This window comes from Enterobacter sp. AC1 (genome assembly GCF_050434705.1).
Classification (GTDB): domain Bacteria; phylum Pseudomonadota; class Gammaproteobacteria; order Enterobacterales; family Enterobacteriaceae; genus Enterobacter; species Enterobacter cloacae_L.
This window is the reverse complement of sequence record NZ_JBNDIZ010000002.1, coordinates 569,226-586,770: the sequence shown is the minus strand read 5'-3', so window position 1 is coordinate 586,770 and position 17,545 is coordinate 569,226. Positions and strand designations below refer to the sequence as shown.

At 57.6% G+C, this 17,545-nt stretch carries 19 protein-coding genes; 12 read left to right on the top strand and 7 right to left on the bottom strand.

Going from position 1 to position 17,545, the window contains the following annotated elements; translation table 11 throughout:
- Positions 1-58: 58 nt before the first annotated feature.
- A complete protein-coding gene (nfsA, locus tag M2433_RS07680; protein ID WP_429053261.1) occupies positions 59-781 on the bottom strand; it encodes a nitroreductase NfsA in 723 nt (240 codons plus the stop codon).
- Positions 782-965: 184 nt separating this feature from the next.
- Between nfsA and M2433_RS07675 the strand changes: the two genes are divergently transcribed.
- The gene (locus tag M2433_RS07675) at positions 966-1,235 is read left to right on the top strand and encodes a GrxA family glutaredoxin (protein WP_010429050.1); all 270 of its coding nucleotides are present in this window, start codon (positions 966-968) and stop codon (positions 1,233-1,235) included.
- A 30-nt stretch (positions 1,236-1,265) separates the two neighbouring features.
- On the opposite strand, the gene M2433_RS07670 is transcribed toward M2433_RS07675, so the two are convergent.
- Positions 1,266-1,640 carry an inner membrane protein YbjM gene (locus M2433_RS07670; RefSeq protein WP_429053262.1) on the bottom strand — a complete coding sequence of 125 codons (375 nt, stop codon included), beginning with the start codon at positions 1,638-1,640 and terminating at the stop codon, positions 1,266-1,268.
- Positions 1,641-1,913: 273 nt separating this feature from the next.
- Here M2433_RS07670 and M2433_RS07665 point away from each other — a divergent pair, with 273 nt between their 5' ends.
- The 4 genes from M2433_RS07665 (at position 1,914) to arsC (ending at position 5,947) form a co-directional block, all read left to right on the top strand.
- Entirely contained in the window at positions 1,914-3,599 is a 1,686-nt protein-coding gene (locus M2433_RS07665; RefSeq protein WP_014169303.1) for an aspartate:alanine antiporter, read from the top strand.
- 253 nt (positions 3,600-3,852) lie between these two features.
- A complete protein-coding gene (locus M2433_RS07660; protein WP_429053263.1) occupies positions 3,853-4,191 on the top strand; it encodes a metalloregulator ArsR/SmtB family transcription factor in 339 nt (112 codons plus the stop codon).
- Between the two features lie 22 nt (positions 4,192-4,213).
- Complete coding sequence (locus tag M2433_RS07655; RefSeq protein ID WP_429053264.1) at positions 4,214-5,503, top strand: arsenic transporter; 1,290 nt, start codon at positions 4,214-4,216, stop codon at positions 5,501-5,503.
- A 12-nt stretch (positions 5,504-5,515) separates the two neighbouring features.
- Positions 5,516-5,947: a glutaredoxin-dependent arsenate reductase gene (gene arsC / locus M2433_RS07650; RefSeq protein ID WP_429053266.1), complete on the top strand. Its 432-nt coding sequence runs from the start codon at positions 5,516-5,518 to the stop codon at positions 5,945-5,947.
- A gap of 23 nt (positions 5,948-5,970) precedes the next feature.
- On the opposite strand, the gene M2433_RS07645 is transcribed toward arsC, so the two are convergent.
- A complete protein-coding gene (locus M2433_RS07645) occupies positions 5,971-6,522 on the bottom strand; it encodes a TetR/AcrR family transcriptional regulator (protein ID WP_429053268.1) in 552 nt (183 codons plus the stop codon).
- Between the two features lie 81 nt (positions 6,523-6,603).
- Here M2433_RS07645 and M2433_RS07640 point away from each other — a divergent pair, with 81 nt between their 5' ends.
- Together M2433_RS07640 and M2433_RS07635 are read left to right on the top strand one after the other, a co-directional pair.
- The gene (locus M2433_RS07640) at positions 6,604-7,818 is read left to right on the top strand and encodes an MFS transporter (RefSeq protein WP_429053270.1); all 1,215 of its coding nucleotides are present in this window, start codon (positions 6,604-6,606) and stop codon (positions 7,816-7,818) included.
- Complete coding sequence (locus M2433_RS07635; protein ID WP_429053271.1) at positions 7,808-8,620, top strand: Cof-type HAD-IIB family hydrolase; 813 nt, start codon at positions 7,808-7,810, stop codon at positions 8,618-8,620. Before M2433_RS07640 ends, M2433_RS07635 begins: the two co-directional genes overlap by 11 nt.
- 48 nt (positions 8,621-8,668) lie before the next feature.
- On the opposite strand, the gene M2433_RS07630 is transcribed toward M2433_RS07635, so the two are convergent.
- A complete protein-coding gene (locus tag M2433_RS07630; RefSeq protein ID WP_429053272.1) occupies positions 8,669-9,901 on the bottom strand; it encodes an MFS transporter in 1,233 nt (410 codons plus the stop codon).
- Between the two features lie 168 nt (positions 9,902-10,069).
- On the opposite strand from M2433_RS07630, the gene M2433_RS07625 reads away from it, so the two are divergent.
- The 3 genes from M2433_RS07625 to deoR all read left to right on the top strand — a co-directional run bounded on the left by M2433_RS07625 (position 10,070) and on the right by deoR (position 12,240).
- Positions 10,070-10,798: a phosphatase PAP2 family protein gene (locus M2433_RS07625; RefSeq protein ID WP_063431145.1), complete on the top strand. Its 729-nt coding sequence runs from the start codon at positions 10,070-10,072 to the stop codon at positions 10,796-10,798.
- 7 nt (positions 10,799-10,805) lie between these two features.
- A complete protein-coding gene (gene ybjG / locus M2433_RS07620) occupies positions 10,806-11,414 on the top strand; it encodes an undecaprenyl-diphosphate phosphatase (protein ID WP_429053273.1) in 609 nt (202 codons plus the stop codon).
- Positions 11,415-11,481: 67 nt separating this feature from the next.
- Entirely contained in the window at positions 11,482-12,240 is a 759-nt protein-coding gene (deoR, locus tag M2433_RS07615; protein ID WP_429053275.1) for a DNA-binding transcriptional repressor DeoR, read from the top strand.
- A gap of 67 nt (positions 12,241-12,307) precedes the next feature.
- On the opposite strand, the gene dacC is transcribed toward deoR, so the two are convergent.
- A complete protein-coding gene (dacC, locus tag M2433_RS07610) occupies positions 12,308-13,513 on the bottom strand; it encodes a serine-type D-Ala-D-Ala carboxypeptidase (protein WP_045890490.1) in 1,206 nt (401 codons plus the stop codon).
- Between the two features lie 241 nt (positions 13,514-13,754).
- Between dacC and M2433_RS07605 the strand changes: the two genes are divergently transcribed.
- On the top strand, positions 13,755-14,381 hold the full coding sequence (locus tag M2433_RS07605) for a glutathione S-transferase family protein (protein ID WP_429053276.1): 627 nt from the start codon (positions 13,755-13,757) through the stop codon (positions 14,379-14,381).
- Here the strand turns inward: M2433_RS07605 and M2433_RS07600 are convergent, their stop codons facing one another.
- Both M2433_RS07600 and bssR read right to left on the bottom strand, forming a co-directional pair.
- Positions 14,382-15,500: a PQQ-dependent sugar dehydrogenase gene (locus tag M2433_RS07600; RefSeq protein ID WP_429053277.1), complete on the bottom strand. Its 1,119-nt coding sequence runs from the start codon at positions 15,498-15,500 to the stop codon at positions 14,382-14,384.
- Positions 15,501-15,606: 106 nt separating this feature from the next.
- The gene (bssR, locus tag M2433_RS07595; RefSeq protein WP_023310914.1) at positions 15,607-15,990 is read right to left on the bottom strand and encodes a biofilm formation regulator BssR; all 384 of its coding nucleotides are present in this window, start codon (positions 15,988-15,990) and stop codon (positions 15,607-15,609) included.
- Positions 15,991-16,206: 216 nt separating this feature from the next.
- On the opposite strand from bssR, the gene rimO reads away from it, so the two are divergent.
- Positions 16,207-17,532, top strand: a complete 1,326-nt coding sequence (gene rimO, locus M2433_RS07590) for a 30S ribosomal protein S12 methylthiotransferase RimO (RefSeq protein ID WP_429053278.1) — start codon at positions 16,207-16,209, stop codon at positions 17,530-17,532.
- Positions 17,533-17,545 lie beyond the last annotated feature (13 nt).

Genomic DNA, 17,545 nt, shown 5'->3' with positions numbered 1-17,545 from the left:
CTAAAGACATGGAAAAAGCCTGCGTATCATATACGCAGGCAGGCGCAGGATAAATGGACTATCGCGTCGCCCAACCCTGTTTGTGCAGATAATCGAGAATAAACGGGCGATTTTCTTTAATGATGGTGCGGCGAATATGGTCAGTCCAGGTATCGCGACGGTTATTGCTGCCGCGCGTCATGTAGTAGTTCGCCAGCTCGTCGTCATAGTGATTCAGCACCTCCTGGTCGACCGGCTGGTAGTGGTTTTCATGCACCAGCATGGCGGCAGGAATGCGCGGCTTCAGATCCGGGTTATCCGCCGGCCAGCCGAGGCACAGGCCAAAAAGCGGCAGCACATGTTTTGGCAGCTTCAGCAGCTCGGTGACGCTTTCAATGTTGTTACGCAGGCCACCAATGTAAACGCCGCCTAACCCCAGCGACTCCGCCGCCGTAAAGGCGTTTTGCGCCATCAGCGCGGTATCCACCACGCCCAGCAGCAGCTGTTCGGCCAGACCCAGCTCGGCCTCCGGGCAGATCTGCAGGTGGCGGTTAAAGTCGGCGCAGAACACCCAGAACTCCGCGGCCTGGGCCACGTGCTTTTGCCCGCCGGTCAGCGTGACCAGCTGCTCGCGCATGGCCGGGTCGGTAATGCGGATAATGGAGCTGCACTGCAGGAAGCTGGAGCTGGAGGTCGCCCTTGCGCTGTCAATAATCGCGGCACGCTGCGCCTCGGTTATCGGCTCATCGGTGAAGTGGCGAATGGAACGGTGGGATGTGAGCAGGTCTATGGTTGGCGTCATCTTGTCTCTCTTTGTCTTGCTTAAACCGTATGGCAGCCAGTATAGGCAATGATTTGCGCGGTGTAATTGGCGAAACATAGCCTTACTGTATCAATGCGACAGGCGAAACCTTCTTTAATGACGGCAGGTTATCGGGCACTATATGTGCTATTCGCCGTCAGGCTTGTTTTTTGAGGAGAGAGAAATGTTTGCAGTAATTTTTGGTCGTCCAGGGTGCCCTTACTGTGTGCGCGCGAAAGAGCTGGCTGAGAAACTGACCGAAGAGCGCGATGACTTCAACTTCCGCTACGTGGATATCCACGCGGAAGGCATCACCAAAGCGGATCTCGAAAAAACCGTCGGCAAGCCGGTTGAAACCGTACCTCAGATCTTCCTCGATCAGAAACACATTGGCGGCTGCACTGACTTTGAAGCCTACGCCAAAGAAAACCTGGGCCTGTTTGCCGCTCAGTAATGCGAAGACGCCCTCACCGCGAGGGCGTTTTTATTGCGGATGTTTGCGCCGGTGCAGCAGGCTGCGCACAAACAGATAGCAAAGCGCCCCCAGCGCACACCAGAACACCCCGCTCAGTAACCACGCCAGCTCCTGCCACAGACTTCTTGTCGGGACATACATCAGTCGCATCATCAGCAGGCACAGCGGTGCTGCCAGCATGGCCCCAAGTAGAGGTTTGATCACCTCTCCTTTACGCGAGAGAAAACTGGCCGCAGCCCCCGGCAGCGTGAAAAAGAGCAAACCCAGTTCCGGATGGCCGGACGCCCTGAATGCCCCCTTCACATTAAAAGCGAGCGACATGCATACGACCGTGAACAGCAAAAAGCAGCTGATCACCCCCGCCCAGTTTCGTTTAATGTTCAAACTATCCTCCTGACTTATCTCTATCAAATACACATTCGTCGGGTAGACGCCCAGTCAGATAAAGCAATGCGGCAATCCTTGCCAAAGCACACACAGGGTGATGCGATAATAAGTGGCTGTCAGTAGCTAATGCGATTAAACTACACGCCAGCTAATGTTTTAGGGAATAAAGCAGGAAACAGGGAGCGTTAACGCCTTTCCCTGACCCAGAAAACAGTAGCCCAAAAAGTCCTTTCATTCAACAACTTACTGGTAAACAAGAAGTTAGCCTCCGTGAATATAAACGTCGCAGACTTGTTAAATGGGAATTACATCCTGTTATTATTTGTGGTACTGGCGCTGGGTCTTTGCCTGGGTAAATTGCGCCTGGGTTCAGTTCAACTTGGTAATTCCATTGGCGTTTTAGTCGTCTCCTTATTATTAGGCCAGCAGCACTTCAGCATTAACACGGACGCGCTCAACTTAGGTTTTATGCTGTTTATTTTTTGCGTTGGCGTGGAAGCGGGGCCGAACTTTTTTTCAATTTTCTTCCGCGACGGCAAAAATTATCTGATGCTGGCGCTGGTGATGGTCGGCAGCGCGCTGCTGATTGCGTTAGGACTGGGCAAACTGTTTGGCTGGGATATCGGGTTAACGGCCGGTATGCTGGCTGGCTCCATGACCTCCACCCCCGTACTGGTGGGGGCCGGTGATACCCTGCGCCATTCCGGCATGGCCGGCGCGCAGCTCTCGACCGCCCTCGACCACCTGAGCCTGGGCTATGCCCTGACCTATCTGATTGGTCTGGTGAGCCTGATTGTCGGCGCGCGCTACCTGCCAAAACTGCAGCATCAGGATCTGCAGACCAGCGCCCAGCAAATCGCCCGCGAGCGCGGCCTGGATACCGATTCCAAACGTAAAGTCTATCTCCCGGTGATCCGCGCTTACCGCGTCGGACCCGAGCTGGTGGCATGGGCAGACGGCAAAAACCTGCGCGAGCTGGGGATTTACCGCCAGACGGGCTGCTACATCGAACGTATCCGCCGCAACGGCATTCTGGCGAATCCGGACGGCGACGCGGTGCTGCAGATGGGCGACGACATTGCGCTGGTCGGTTACCCGGACGCCCACGCCCGTCTTGACCCGAGCTTCCGTAACGGCAAAGAGGTGTTCGACCGCGACCTGCTCGACATGCGCATCGTCACCGAAGAGATCGTGGTGAAAAACCATAACGCCGTTGGCCGCCGTCTGGCGCAGCTGAAGCTGACCGACCACGGCTGCTTCCTCAACCGCGTGATCCGCAGCCAGATTGAAATGCCGATCGACGACAACGTCGTGCTCAACAAAGGTGACGTTTTGCAGGTGAGCGGCGACGCACGACGCGTGAAAACCGTTGCTGACCGCATCGGCTTTATCTCCATCCACAGCCAGGTTACCGACCTGCTGGCCTTCTGCGCCTTCTTTATTGTTGGCCTGATGATCGGGATGATCACCTTCCAGTTCAGCAACTTTAGCTTCGGCATCGGTAACGCCGCCGGGCTGCTGTTCGCCGGGATCATGCTGGGCTTCCTGCGAGCGAACCACCCAACCTTCGGCTACATTCCGCAGGGCGCGCTGAACATGGTGAAAGAGTTCGGTCTGATGGTCTTTATGGCGGGCGTTGGCTTAAGCGCGGGCAGCGGCATTGGCCACAGCCTCGGTGCCGTCGGCTGGCAGATGTTGGTTTCCGGACTTATCGTCAGCCTGGTACCGGTCGTTATTTGCTTCCTGTTCGGTGCCTACGTGCTGCGCATGAACCGCGCCCTGCTCTTCGGGGCGATGATGGGGGCGCGCACCTGTGCGCCGGCCATGGAAATCATCAGCGACACCGCGCGCAGCAACATCCCGGCGCTGGGGTATGCGGGCACGTACGCCATCGCGAACGTACTGCTGACGCTGGCGGGTACGCTAATCATCATCATCTGGCCGGGACTCGGATAACTCCTAAGTTTGCGCGTGGTTGAAAAAATTTTCGTTACGTGCAGAACTTTTTTATCAGGGGGCAGTCATAACTAGTGCCACTGCTTTTCTTTGATGTCCCCAATTTGTGGAGCCCATCAACCCCGCCGTTTTGGTTCAAGGTTGATGGGTTTTTTGTTGCCTGAAATTCCCCGCCCTCAAATTTCACCTTCTCTCTTGCCACTAAAACACATATGATTAAACGTATATAAAAATCACCCCTGCAGGAACTCCTATGCTCCACCCCCTTCAGCTCTTCAAAACCCTCTCCGACGAAACGCGGCTCGCCATCGTCATGCTGCTCCGCGAAGCCGGTGAGCTGTGCGTCTGCGATCTCTGCTCCGCCACCGCCGAATCTCAGCCGAAAGTCTCCCGCCATATGGCCCTGCTGCGCGAGTCCGGGCTGGTTATCGACCGTCGTGAGGGGAAGTGGGTCTATTACCGTTTGTCCCCGAACATGCCTGCGTGGGCGGCAACCGTTATCGATACCGGCTGGAACTGCCTGCGGGAAGAGACGCGCCTGAAGCTGAAAAACCGACTTCCGGGATCGTGCCAGGAAAAACACATTCACTAAAACAGATATAATGGAGTAGAAGATGTTTCTGGCAGGGGCTATTTTTCTGTTTACGCTGGTACTGGTCATCTGGCAGCCCAAAGGGCTCAGTATCGGCTGGAGCGCCACCATCGGCGCCGTGCTGGCGCTGGCCAGCGGCGTGATTCACATTAGCGATATTCCGGTCGTGTGGAATATCGTCTGGAACGCCACGGCAACGTTCATTGCCGTCATCATCATCAGCCTGCTGCTGGATGAGTCCGGTTTTTTCGAGTGGGCGGCTCTGCACGTCGCCCGCTGGGGAGACGGTCGCGGGCGATTGCTGTTTACTTACATCGTGCTGCTGGGCGCAGCCGTGGCGGCGCTGTTTGCCAATGACGGCGCGGCGCTAATCCTGACCCCTATCGTTATCGCCATGCTGCTGGCGCTGGGGTTCAGCAAGCAGGCCACGCTGGCGTTTGTGATGGCGGCAGGCTTTATCGCCGATACCGCCAGCCTGCCGCTGATTGTATCGAACCTGGTCAACATCGTATCGGCAGACTTCTTTAAGCTGGGGTTCAGCGAATACGCCTCGGTGATGATCCCGGTTGATGTCGCCGCGATTGCCGCAACGCTGGTGATGCTGCATCTGTTCTTTCGCAAGGAAATCCCCCCGGAATATGACCTGGCAAAACTCCGTGAGCCCGCTCGGGCCATTCACGACCACCCGACGTTCAGAACGGGCTGGATCGTGCTGCTGCTTCTTCTCGTCGGCTTCTTCGTGCTTGAACCTCTCGGCATTCCGGTCAGCGCCATTGCGACCATCGGCGCGCTGATTTTATTCGCTGTCGCAAAGCGCGGACATGCGATAAACACAAGGAAAGTGCTGCGCGGCGCTCCGTGGCAGATCGTTATCTTCTCGCTGGGGATGTATCTGGTGGTTTACGGCCTGCGCAATGCCGGGCTGACGGAGTTTCTCTCAGGCGTACTGGATAGCCTGGCCGGACACGGGCTGTGGGCCACCACGCTGGGAACCGGGTTCATCACCGCGTTCCTGTCATCCATAATGAACAATATGCCCACGGTGCTGATTGGCGCGCTCTCCATTGAGGGCAGCACGGCTTCGGGACTGATCAAGGACGCGATGATTTACGCCAACGTGATTGGCTGCGATCTGGGGCCGAAAATCACGCCCATCGGCAGCCTCGCCACCCTGCTCTGGCTCCACGTGCTGGCGCAGAAAAACATGACGATTACCTGGGGCTACTATTTCCGGACGGGCATCATGATGACGCTGCCGGTCCTGTTTGTGACGCTCGCCGCGCTGGCGCTCCGTCTCTCCTTCACACTGTAATGAGCCACTGATATGAGCCACATCACCATTTACCACAACCCGGCCTGCGGCACCTCGCGCAACACGCTGGAGATGATCCGCAACAGCGGCGCGGAGCCAGAGATCGTTCTTTATCTGGAAACCCCGCCGTCGCGCGATACGCTGACCACCCTGATTGCCGATATGGGCATTTCAGCGCGGGGGCTACTGCGTAAAAACGTGGAGCCCTATGAACAGCTCGGCCTTGTCGAAGATAAGTTCACCGACGACCAGCTTATCGATTTTATGTTTCAGCACCCAATCCTGATTAACCGCCCTATCGTGGTGACGCCGCTGGGCACGCGCCTGTGCCGCCCGTCTGAAGTCGTCCTCGACATCCTGCCGGACGCGCAAAGAGGGGCGTTTACGAAAGAGGATGGCGAAGCCGTCGTGGACGCCAGTGGGAAACCCATCGGCCGCAAGTAGGTCTGTCTGGGGCACGGGGGTGCCTAACGACCGCCCTCGCCCGCAATCCTCCCCACCATCGCCCGGATCTCTTCGCGGGTTAAGGGCGCCCGGTCGGTCACGTAGTGCAGCGTCATCCCTTCGATAAACGCGTCCAGCGCGCGGGTGGTGACCGGGTCGAACCACTGCTCCAGCGTGGCCTGGCTCATCTTCATCCAGTCCTGCATCACCGTTTTAAGCGCCGCGCTGCGGTGCATAAAGGCGTAAAGCTGATACATCAGCGCCATGTTGTGCGGCGTGGTCACCTGCGAGCTGTGGATCAGCGTGGTGATGGATTCGCACGCCATTTCCGGCCCGGTAACGCCCGCAAAGAAATCCCGGTACTGCTGCGACATCTGCCGGGTAAACCACGTGAAGGCCTCCTCCAGCAGCGGCTCCATGCCGTCGAAATAGTAGGTCATCGACCCCAGCGGCACGCCCGCGCAGGTGGCGATTTTACGGTGCGTGACGGCGTGAATACCGTGCTCAGCGATGGTATCGAGCGTTGCCTGCAGGATCTTCTCCCGGCGATGCGGATCGTTCGGTGGTCTGCTCATAAATTCCTCACGTGGTTTGTGTACAAATGTACACAAACTTGCTAGTGTTGTCGCTATTGTTGTACTTCTGGTGCTACCCCAATGACGCTGACCTCTCCCCGTAAAGCCCTGCAGCTACGCCTGTGGGCGCTGTTTATGTTCTTCTTTATTCCCGGCCTGCTGATGGCCTCCTGGGCCACGCGTACGCCCGCCATTCGCGATATTTTGTCCGTCTCTACCGCTGAGATGGGCATCGTGCTGTTCGGCCTGTCGATAGGCTCAATGAGCGGCATCCTCTGCTCCGCGTGGCTGGTGAAGCGCTTCGGTACGCGAGCGGTGATCCGCACCACCATGTGCTTCGCGGTGGTCGGGATGTTCGTGCTGAGCGCCGCGCTGTGGTGTGCCTCGCCGCTGCTATTCGCCCTGGGGCTGACGGTATTTGGCGGCAGCTTCGGCTCGGCAGAAGTTGCCATCAACGTTGAAGGGGCGGCGGTCGAGCGCGAGATGAACAAAACCGTGCTGCCAATGATGCACGGCTTTTATAGCCTCGGCACGCTGGCCGGTGCCGGCGTGGGGATGGCGCTGACGGCCACTGGCGTGAGCGCCAATCTGCATATCCTGCTGGCGGCGCTGGTGTGCATCATTCCGATTCTGACCGGCATCCGGGCGATCCCGGACGGTACCGGCAAAAACTCCGCTGACGAACAGCATTCGGCCGAAAAAGGGCTGCCCTTCTACCGCGATTTCCAGCTGATGCTGATCGGCGTGGTGGTGCTGGCAATGGCGTTCGCGGAAGGGTCCGCCAACGACTGGCTGCCGCTGCTGATGGTGGACGGCCACGGCTTTAGCCCGACCTCCGGCTCGCTGATTTACGCCGGGTTTACGCTGGGGATGACCGTCGGGCGCTTCACCGGCGGCTGGTTTATCGACCGCTACAGCCGCGTGGCGGTAGTGCGCGCCAGCGCCCTGCTCGGCGGCCTGGGCATCGCGATGATCATCTTTGTGGATGTGGACTGGATTGCCGGCGTCTCGGTGATCCTCTGGGGACTGGGCGCGTCGCTCGGCTTCCCGCTGACCATTTCGGCCGCCAGCGACACCGGCCCGGATGCCCCGACGCGCGTCAGCGTGGTGGCGACCACGGGCTATCTCGCCTTCCTGGTCGGGCCGCCGCTGCTCGGCTTCCTCGGTGAGCATTACGGGCTGCGCAGCGCCATGCTGGTGGTGTTAGGGCTGGTCATCATCGCGGCGCTGGTGGCGCGTGCGGTAGCAAAGCCGGAAACGAATCAAACGACACTGGAGAAGGGATATGAGCGTTAAACTGATCGCCGTCGACATGGATGGTACTTTCCTGAGCGATGCCAAGACCTACAATCGCCCGCGCTTTCTGGCGCAGTACGCCCGGATGAAGGCGCAAGGCATTCGCTTCGTGGTTGCCAGCGGCAACCAGTACTACCAGCTCATCTCCTTTTTCCCGGAGATTGCGCATGAAATCGCGTTCGTCGCCGAAAACGGCGGCTGGGTCGTGAGCGAAGGTGAGGACGTCTTTAACGGTGAACTGTCGAAAGCCCATTTCGACACCGTCGCGAACGTGTTAAGCGACGTGCCGGGGATTGAGATCATCGCCTGCGGAAAAAGCAGCGCGTACACGCTGAAATGCTATGACGAGGGCTTTAAGGATATCGCGGCGAAGTACTACCACCGCCTCGAAATGGTCAGCGACTTCGACAACCTGAACGATATTTTCTTCAAGTTCGGGCTCAACGTGTCTGACGAGGAAATCCCGCGTATTCAGGCGCTTCTTCACGAAAAGCTCAGTGACATCATGGTGCCCGTCACGACCGGTCACGGCAGCATCGACCTCATCATCCCCGGCGTGCATAAAGCCAACGGCCTGCGGATCCTGCAACAGCGCTGGGGCATAGACGACAGCGAAGTGGTGGCCTTCGGTGACAGCGGCAACGACGTGGAGATGCTGCGCCAGTCAGGGTTCAGCTTTGCGATGGCGAATGCCAGACCGCATATCAAAGCGGTAGCGCGTTTTGAAGCGCCGCACAATAACGACGAAGGCGTACTGGATGTAATTGAGAAGGTGCTGGATGGAGAGGCGCCGTTTAATTGACTCTGTGCGTTCTGGTGCCCTCTCCCCAAAAGGGAGAGGGAAAAGAGATCAAGGTTGCAGGGCGTTTCCGACGCGCTTGTCTTTCAGGAACACCACCATCAGGCCAACCCACAGCGCGCCGTTGGCGAGGTTAAACAGGCTGAACAGACCGTTGCCGCCCATCGCGTAAGCATGCTTGCTCACCTCGATACCGACGGTAAAAATCAGCATCTGCAGCATCCCCATCGCCGCTGACACCGTACCTTTACTCATCTCGCTGGCAAACAGCGTCAGGCGCACCAGCCCGGCGTTCGCCACGCCGATGCCGAAGGCGTAAATGCTCAACCCCGCCGTCATCCACAGATAGGCATGGGATGACGCGACGGTCGCTACTGCAGCCAGAATCAGCCCTGCCGCAATCGGCCAGCCGCCCATGATAATCAGAGAACGCACGGTGCGGCGTGACGTCAGACGCGCCAGCACCAGGTTACCGATAATCAGCGCGCCAAAAATCGGCACCTGCAGCAGGCCGTATTCGTAGCTGCTGAGCTTTTCACCGCTGATGATAATGACCGGTGACTGGGCAATCCACGCCAGCAGCGGCAGGCTAACGAACCCTGTCGCCAGCGCCCCCGCCACAAAGCGGCCATTTTTCAGCACTTCTTTATAATCCCGCCCCAGTTCTTTCAGCGAGAGTTTCTCGCCGATGCGGGTGGCCGTTTCCGGCATCGCGCGGTGCAGGCCAAAGTAGGCGATAGCGGCGAGAACCGCAAAAAGCACGAACATCCCTTCCCAGGGCGCAACGTGCACCCACGCGGCCCCCACCAGCGGCCCCAGCAGCGGAGCGATCAGCGCCACGTTCGCCATCAGCGCGGTAATTTTGATGCATACCGCCTCTTCAAACGACTCCTGAATGGCGGCATACCCCACGGCACCGATAAAGCACAGGCTCACCCCCTGCAGGAAACGCAGCAGGGTAAATTGCTCTATATTTTGCGCCAGCAGCGTGGCGAGACAGGTCACGATGAACCACACCACGCCCGTCAGCATCACCGGACGACGGCCAATGCGATCCGACAGCGGGCCTAACAGCCACTGCAAAAACATGCCGCCTGCCAGATAGGCGGTCATGGAGGTCGGAACCCACTCGATTCCCGCGTTGTACTGCGCCACGACGGTCAGCATACCGGGCTGGATCATATCGTTGCCGATATAGGTTGAGAATTCGTAGAGCACCAGACACAGAGGGAAAAGCAACGCCTGACGACCCAGACGTGAACCAGAAGAAGAACGGTTTAACATGCAATCTCTTTATAATGACAAAATCGCGACGAGTTTAATGAAATGCGGCAGCCCGAGATAGTGAATTATCGAGGATAAACAGAAATAAAGCACATATCGTCTTCGTTTAAGGTTTCCTTAAGTTGACAGATTTATGATACCCCGATTACTCGTCAACGACCCCAAATTATGGCACTCACCTCCAGCCGTTCAGAATTGTCTAACTTACAGACAAATAAGACAAAACGACTTTACCGCTTACCGTCCCGCTTTTATGGTTATCAGCTTTTCGTGCTGATAGCGCTTGCCGTGGTGTTTACGTGGCTATCGCGCGATGAAGCGCTCGACAGATGGATAACCGGCTTTTGGTACGACGCGGCGACGCAGAGCTTCCCGCTGCAGAAAGACCACCTGCTGGATCTGCTGAACCATCGCCTGGCGAAATACGTCGCCATCGCCTTGGGTGCTGTGGCGCTGTTTTACGGTGCATACAAGCGTAACGCAAGGCTGGTCACCGCGGCGCTGCTGATGGGCGTTGGCGCGCTGGTGGTGGGCATTTTGAAAAGCGTGAGCCATCACAGCTGCCCGTGGGATCTGGTGGAATATGGCGGGAAAGCTATGTCTTATCCCCTGTTCAGTTCCGTCCCTGCGGACAGCGGTCCGGGGCGCTGTTTCCCGGGCGGTCATGCCTCGAGCGGCTTTATGGTGATGGGGCTATTTTTTGCCTTCTGGCGCGAGCGTCCGCGTCTTGCCTGGTGCTTCGTCGCGCTGGGCGTGGTGTTAGGTCTGGCGATGGGTTACGGCCAGGTCATGCGCGGGGCACATTTTTTCTCTCACAACCTGTGGGCTGGGTGGTGGGTCTGGTTTTCCCAGGTGGTGGTCTATGGCCTTATTTCCACCCGGTTTGCTAAAGAGTGATAACGCTATGTTAGAGAGTCTGAATTATCAGCTGTTTTATCTGATCAACGCCACGCCGGCCTCGCCCGAGTGGACAATCGACTTTGCCACCTTTCTGGCGAAAGATCTGATCAGCATCGTGCCTGTGCTGGCAGCCATCCTCTGGCTGTGGGGACCCCGTAGCCAGGTGAAAGCGCAGCGCCAGCTGGTGATCAAAGTGGCGATGGCGCTCGGAGTTAGCGTACTGCTGAGCTACATTCTGGGTCACGCCTTCCCGCACGATCGTCCTTTTGTCGATCACGTCGGCTATACCTTCCTGCACCACGCGCCGGATGACTCTTTCCCGAGCGATCACGGTACGGTTATCTTTACCTTCGCGCTGGCCTTCCTGTTCTGGCATCGCCTGTGGTCGGGTGCGGTGCTGATGGTGGTCGCCGTGGCCATCGCCTGGTCTCGCGTTTACCTGGGCGTCCACTGGCCGCTGGATATGGTAGGCGGTTTCCTGGTGGGGCTGATTGGCTGCGTGAGCGCGGCGATTCTGTGGAGTCTCTTCGGTGAAGCGCTCTACCGCGGGCTCTCTACCCTCTATCGCGCCATTTTCGCTATCCCGATCCGCAAAGGCTGGATACGTGACTAACCCCGACCTGACAGGTTACACTTGAACCCCCGCCCTGCGGGGGTTCACTTTTTTATCCCGAGGAACTATGGAAACACGTCGCGATGACCGCATTGCTCAGCTGCTACAGGCGCTGAAGCGCAGCGATAAGCTGCATCTTAAGGAAGCCGCCAACCTCCTCGGCGTCTCAGAGATGACCATTCGTCGGGATCTGAACAGCGACAGCGCGCCCGTCGTGCTGCTGGGCGGGTATATTGTGCTTGAACCGCGCAGCGCCAGCCATTATCTGATCAGCGACCAGAAGACGCGCCTGGTTGAAGAGAAGCGCAAAGCCGCGCGGCTTGCGGCTTCGCTGGTACAGCCGCACCAGACGCTGTTTTTTGACTGCGGAACCACCACGCCGTGGATTATCGAAGCCATTGACAGCAGCATTCCCTTTACCGCCGTGTGCTACTCCCTGAATACCTTTCTGGCGCTTCAGGAGAAACCCGAGTGCCGGGTGATCCTCTGCGGCGGTGAGTTTCACGCCAGCAACGCGATCTTTAAGCCGCTTAACCTCCAGGACACACTCAGCAATTTATGTCCGGATATCGCGTTTTATTCCGCCGCGGGCGTGAACGTGCGTCAGGGCGCGACCTGCTTTAACCTGGAAGAGCTGCCGGTGAAGCACTGGGCGCTAAGCGCGGCGCAGTACCATGTGCTGGTGGTTGACCACAGCAAGTTTGGCAAGGTGCGTTCGGCGAGAATGGGCGAGCTGGCGCAATTTGATGCCATCGTTAGCGATTGCCGTCCGGATGACGACATTGTGGCGCATGCGAAGGCGCAGCAGGTGAAGTTGATGTATTGAGAGGGGTGCGGCCTGATGCCCTCACCCCGGCCCTCTCCCACAGGGAGAGGGAGAAAACCCATAAGGTTTAGCTAAACCAGCTGCCAAACCATCCGTGGAATTTCATCATCACGAAGTCCCACATCCGGCTGAAGAAGCCGCCCTCTTCTACCGCTTCCATCACGATCAGCGGACGCTGTTCAATCGACTTACCGTTAAGCTGGAAATCAATCGTCCCGACGACCTGGCCTTTTTTCAGCGGCGCGGTGAGCTGCGGATCGGTCAGGGTGTAGCTGGCCTTCAGGTTTTTCAGCTGGCCGCGCGGAATGGTCACCGAGCCCGCTTCACCCGCGCCCAGATTTACTTCGCTCTTGTCACCAAACCAGACGCGCTGGCTGACGAACGTGGCATCCGGTTTAATCGGCGTCACGGTTTCATAGAAGCGGAATCCCCAGGTCAGGAGCTTTTCTGATTCGTTAAAACGGATGCGGTCGGTTTTGGTCCCCAGCACTACCGAGATCAGGCGCATATCGCCCTGCGTCGCGGAGGCCACCAGGTTGTAACCCGCGCCGGCCGTGGTGCCGGTTTTCATCCCGTCCACGTTGACGTTGCTGCTCCACAGCAGGCGGTTGCGGTTCGGCTGGCGGATTTTATTGAAGGTAAACTCTTTCTCTTTGTGGATGGCGTATTCATCCGGCACGTCGTGAATAAGCGCTTTTCCCAGCAGCGCCATGTCGCGCGCGGTGCTGAACTGGCCCGGGGCATCCAGGCCGTGAACGGTTTTAAAGGTGGTGTTGGTCAGGCCCAGCTTTTGCGCGTAGCCATTCATCAGGCCGATAAATGAATCCTGACTGCCCGCGACGTAATCCGCCAGCGCGATACAGGCGTCGTTGCCGGACTGGATAATCACCCCTTTATTTAAATCCGATACGGAAACCTGATCGCCCGGCTTCAGGAACATCACCGATGACCCGCGCAGCGCCGGGTTGCCGGTCGCCCAGGCGTCCTTTCCAATGGTGACCATATCGTCAAGCTTGATCTTGCCCGCTTTTAACGCCTGGCCTACCACATAGCTGGTCATGATTTTGGTCAGGCTTGCCGGGTCGAGTTTCTCATCCGCGTTGCCTTCCGCCAGCACTTTACCGCTGGAGTAGTCCATCAGGATCCAGGCGCGCGCATCGACAGGCGGCGCTTCTGGCGCAGCCTGCTCAGCTGCGTAGAGAGTTGGTGCAAACAGGAAAAGAAGCGCAGAGCCTGCCGCCAGGCTGCGCAGAGAAGTCATTTTTCGCGTCATAAATGCCACCCGAGTGTCCATTCAAAAATTACGTCACATCACCGTGTCGCAAGAAGCGATGAGTAATAGCGCACTAAAACGGTTAAAGAAACCCAACCAGGGTAAAGTTATTAAAGTTTATGCAATAACATTCAGATACGCTTTGATTAAGGCGTTTTTTTTGTCTTCTGTTGCGTAATTGTTAGGTTTATCTCACCATGGCGAAAAGCTGACTCGGATTCACATCTCATCGGGAGTAAATATGATTACGCTGTGGGGCAGGAATAATTCGACCAACGTGAAGAAAGTGCTCTGGACGCTGGAAGAGCTGGATTTACCGTTCAATCAAATCATGGCCGGGCTATCGTTTGGCGTGAATAAAGAGGCCGACTATCTGGCCATGAACCCGAACGGCCTGGTGCCGCTGCTGCGCGATGATGAAACAGACGCCACGCTTTGGGAATCCAACACCATTGTCCGTTACCTGGCCGCGCAGTACGGGCAAGGTCGTCTGTGGGTCGAAAACCCGGCCCGCCGTGCCCAGGGCGAAAAGTGGATGGACTGGGCGAACCAGACGCTTTCACCCACCCACCGCGTGATCCTGATGGGGCTTATCCGCACGCCGGAAGCCGAACGTGACTATCCCGCCATTCATGCCGCGCAGGATGCCTGCGAAAATCTGTTTGCGATGATGGATGACGAGCTGGCGAAGCACGCCTGGTTCTCCGGTGACGCGTTCGGCACAGGCGATATCGCCGTGGCGCCGTTCGTCTGGAACCTCACCAACATGGGCCTGAAGTGGACGCCGCGCCCTCACCTGGAGCGCTGGCTTAACCAGCTGAGCGAGCGCCCGGCGTACCGTAACGTCGTGATGATCCCGGTAACCTGATTACGCGCCGGACGGGCTGACTTTCAACAGCTGCCCGTCCGTCTCATCCGTCAGGACGTACAGATACCCATCCGGCCCCACCCGCACATCGCGAATACGTTGATCCCGGTCGCCCAGAATGCGCCCGTCCTCCGTCACCTTGTTACCCTCCACGCTCAGCACGATCACGTCCTTCTCCTTCAGCGCGCCGATAAACAGCTTGTTTTTCCACTGCGGGAAAACGTCTCTGTTGTAAAACGCCATGCCGCTCACGGCGGGTGACACTTTCCAGACGAACAGCGGTTTTTCGGTTCCCTCAACGTGCTCGCCTTTGGCTTCCGGAATTTTCAACCCGCTGTAGTTAATGCCGTGTGTCGCCAGCGGCCAGCCGTAGTTTTTCCCTTTCTCCGGAATATTAATCTCATCCCCGCCGCGCGGGCCGTGCTCGTTCAGCCACAGCGTGTCGCTCCAGGGGTTCATCGCCATCCCCTGCGGGTTGCGAATACCGTAGGACCAGATTTCAGGCCGCGCGCCCGGAGTATGCACAAAGGGGTTATCCGGCGGCACTTTGCCGTCTTCGGTGAGGCGCACCACTTTACCCTGTAATTTGTCAAGGTCCTGCGCCGTGGGCCGCTGGTTGTTCTCGCCGAGTCCGATAAAGAGAGAGCCTTTGCCGTCGAACACCAGTCGCCCACCAAAATGGTTACCGGTAGAGAGTTTCGGCATCTGGCGGAACACCACCTGGAAAGCCTCAATGCGCGTATAGTCGTCGCTTAACCGGCCATAGCCCACCGCCGTGCCGGCTTTGCCGTCATTCCCAGCTTCGGCGTAGCTGAGCCAGATGCGGCGCGATTGTTTAAAATCCGGCGCGAGAACCACGTCCAGCAATCCTCCCTGGCCGTTTGCCCAGACCTTCGGTACCCCGACAATCGGATCGGAAAGCCCTTTTCCGGCCTGCCAGCGTTTGAGCTGACCGCCCCTGAGGGTCACCAGCAGCCCTTGGTTGTCCGGCAGGAACGCCAGGGACCAGGGGTGATCGAGTCTGTTTTGCAGCACCTCGACCCTGACCGCCTCGGGCGCAGCAAGCAGCGAAAAGGGGAATAACAACGCAGGCAGGAAAATCAGCGAGGATCGATGCATAACGCGCTCCTTTATAGGCATATGGCATAAAGGTTAGCCACTGCGTCCGGGGGCGTTACCACTTTTACAAAAGCTTAATCAGAAGGGGGAGTTGCCTCCCCCGGGATCAGTGTTGTTCAAGCTTCTCGTGCTCGTTCAGACACATGATGCATAGAGAGAGCGTGGTCAGGCAGTTTTCAAGCTTCTCCGCGTTAACAGCGATAAAATTCGGGCAGTCGTGGCGTCCGTTCATCAGACACACCCCTGCGATGGAGAGCACCTCAGCGGCGCGGCGCAGCGCTATCAGCTCGCTTTCACCGTATTTCGCTTTCAGGGTCGGTGCTTTTTCACGCATGAAATTGCAAAGTTCAAACAGGTTATCACGCAGATGTTCGCTTTCGCTGACTGACATATACCCTTTTGCCTTCCTCAACTGCAGGTACGCGGCCAGGTCGATTCGGGCGTTGATCAGCTTGTTCAGCAGATCGCGTTTTAGTCTGTCAACGGTCATGCTCTTTCCTCCTCTGTCAGCCATGGTGCATAGTCAGGATAAGTACATTTTTTGTACAGTTTAATGCCTGGGATCAATTTTTATTAACTGATTAACATTATTTACAATGTTACAACGTCCGCCCGGCGCATCCGCCTTGCAAAGAGTGTATAAATCCCCCGCGATACGCTGTAAAATCCCGCCCTGATAACTCCATAATTGATGAATTTTTAACCTATGAGCAATGTTACGCACCAGCCGAAAATCGGCTTCGTCTCCCTGGGCTGCCCTAAAAACCTGGTGGATTCCGAACGCATCCTGACCGAACTTCGTACCGAAGGCTATGACGTGGTGCCAAGCTACGACAATGCCGATATGGTGATCGTCAACACCTGCGGCTTTATCGACAGTGCGGTTCAGGAGTCTCTGGAAGCCATCGGTGAAGCCCTGACCGAAAACGGCAAAGTCATTGTCACCGGCTGCCTGGGCGCGAAAGTGGATCAGATCCGCGAAGTGCATCCGAAGGTGCTGGAGATCACCGGCCCGCACAGCTACGAGCAGGTGCTGGAACATGTTCATCACTACGTGCCAAAACCCAAGCACAACCCGTTCCTGAGCCTGGTGCCGGAACAGGGCGTGAAGCTGACGCCGCGCCACTACGCGTACCTGAAAATTTCCGAGGGCTGCAACCATCGCTGCACCTTCTGCATCATCCCGTCCATGCGTGGCGATCTGGTGAGCCGTCCGATTGGCGAAGTGCTGGCGGAAGCCAAACGTCTGGCTGACGCGGGCGTGAAGGAGCTGCTGGTCATCTCCCAGGACACCTCGGCCTACGGCGTGGACGTCAAACACCGCTCCGGCTTCTACAACGGCGAGCCGGTGAAAACCAGCATGGTCGGCCTGTGCGAGCAGCTGTCTAAACTCGGTATCTGGACGCGTCTGCACTACGTCTATCCTTACCCGCACGTTGACGACGTGATCCCGCTGATGGCGGAAGGCAAAATTCTGCCGTATCTGGATATTCCGCTGCAGCACGCCAGCCCGCGTATTCTGAAGCTGATGAAACGTCCTGGCTCCGTTGATCGCCAGCTGGCGCGCATCAAGCAGTGGCGTGAAATCTGCCCTGACCTGACCCTACGTTCCACCTTCATCGTCGGCTTCCCGGGTGAAACCGAAGAAGATTTCCAGATGCTGCTCGACTTCCTGAAGGAAGCGCGTCTGGACCGCGTCGGCTGCTTCAAGTACAGCCCGGTAGAAGGCGCAACCGCCAACGAGCTGGCGGACCAGGTGCCGGAAGAGGTAAAAGAAGAGCGCTGGAACCGCTTCATGCAGCTTCAGCAGCAGATCTCTGCTGAACGCCTGCAGGAGAAAGTGGGCCGCGAGATCATGGTGATCGTTGACGAAGTGGACGAAGAAGGCGCGATTGGCCGCAGCATGGCGGACGCCCCGGAAATCGACGGCGCGGTATACCTGAACGGCGAAACCAACGTTAAGCCGGGTGATATTATTCGCGTGAAAGTTGAAAACGCGGACGAGTATGACCTGTGGGGTAGCCGGGTTTAACCAGCCCTGTGAA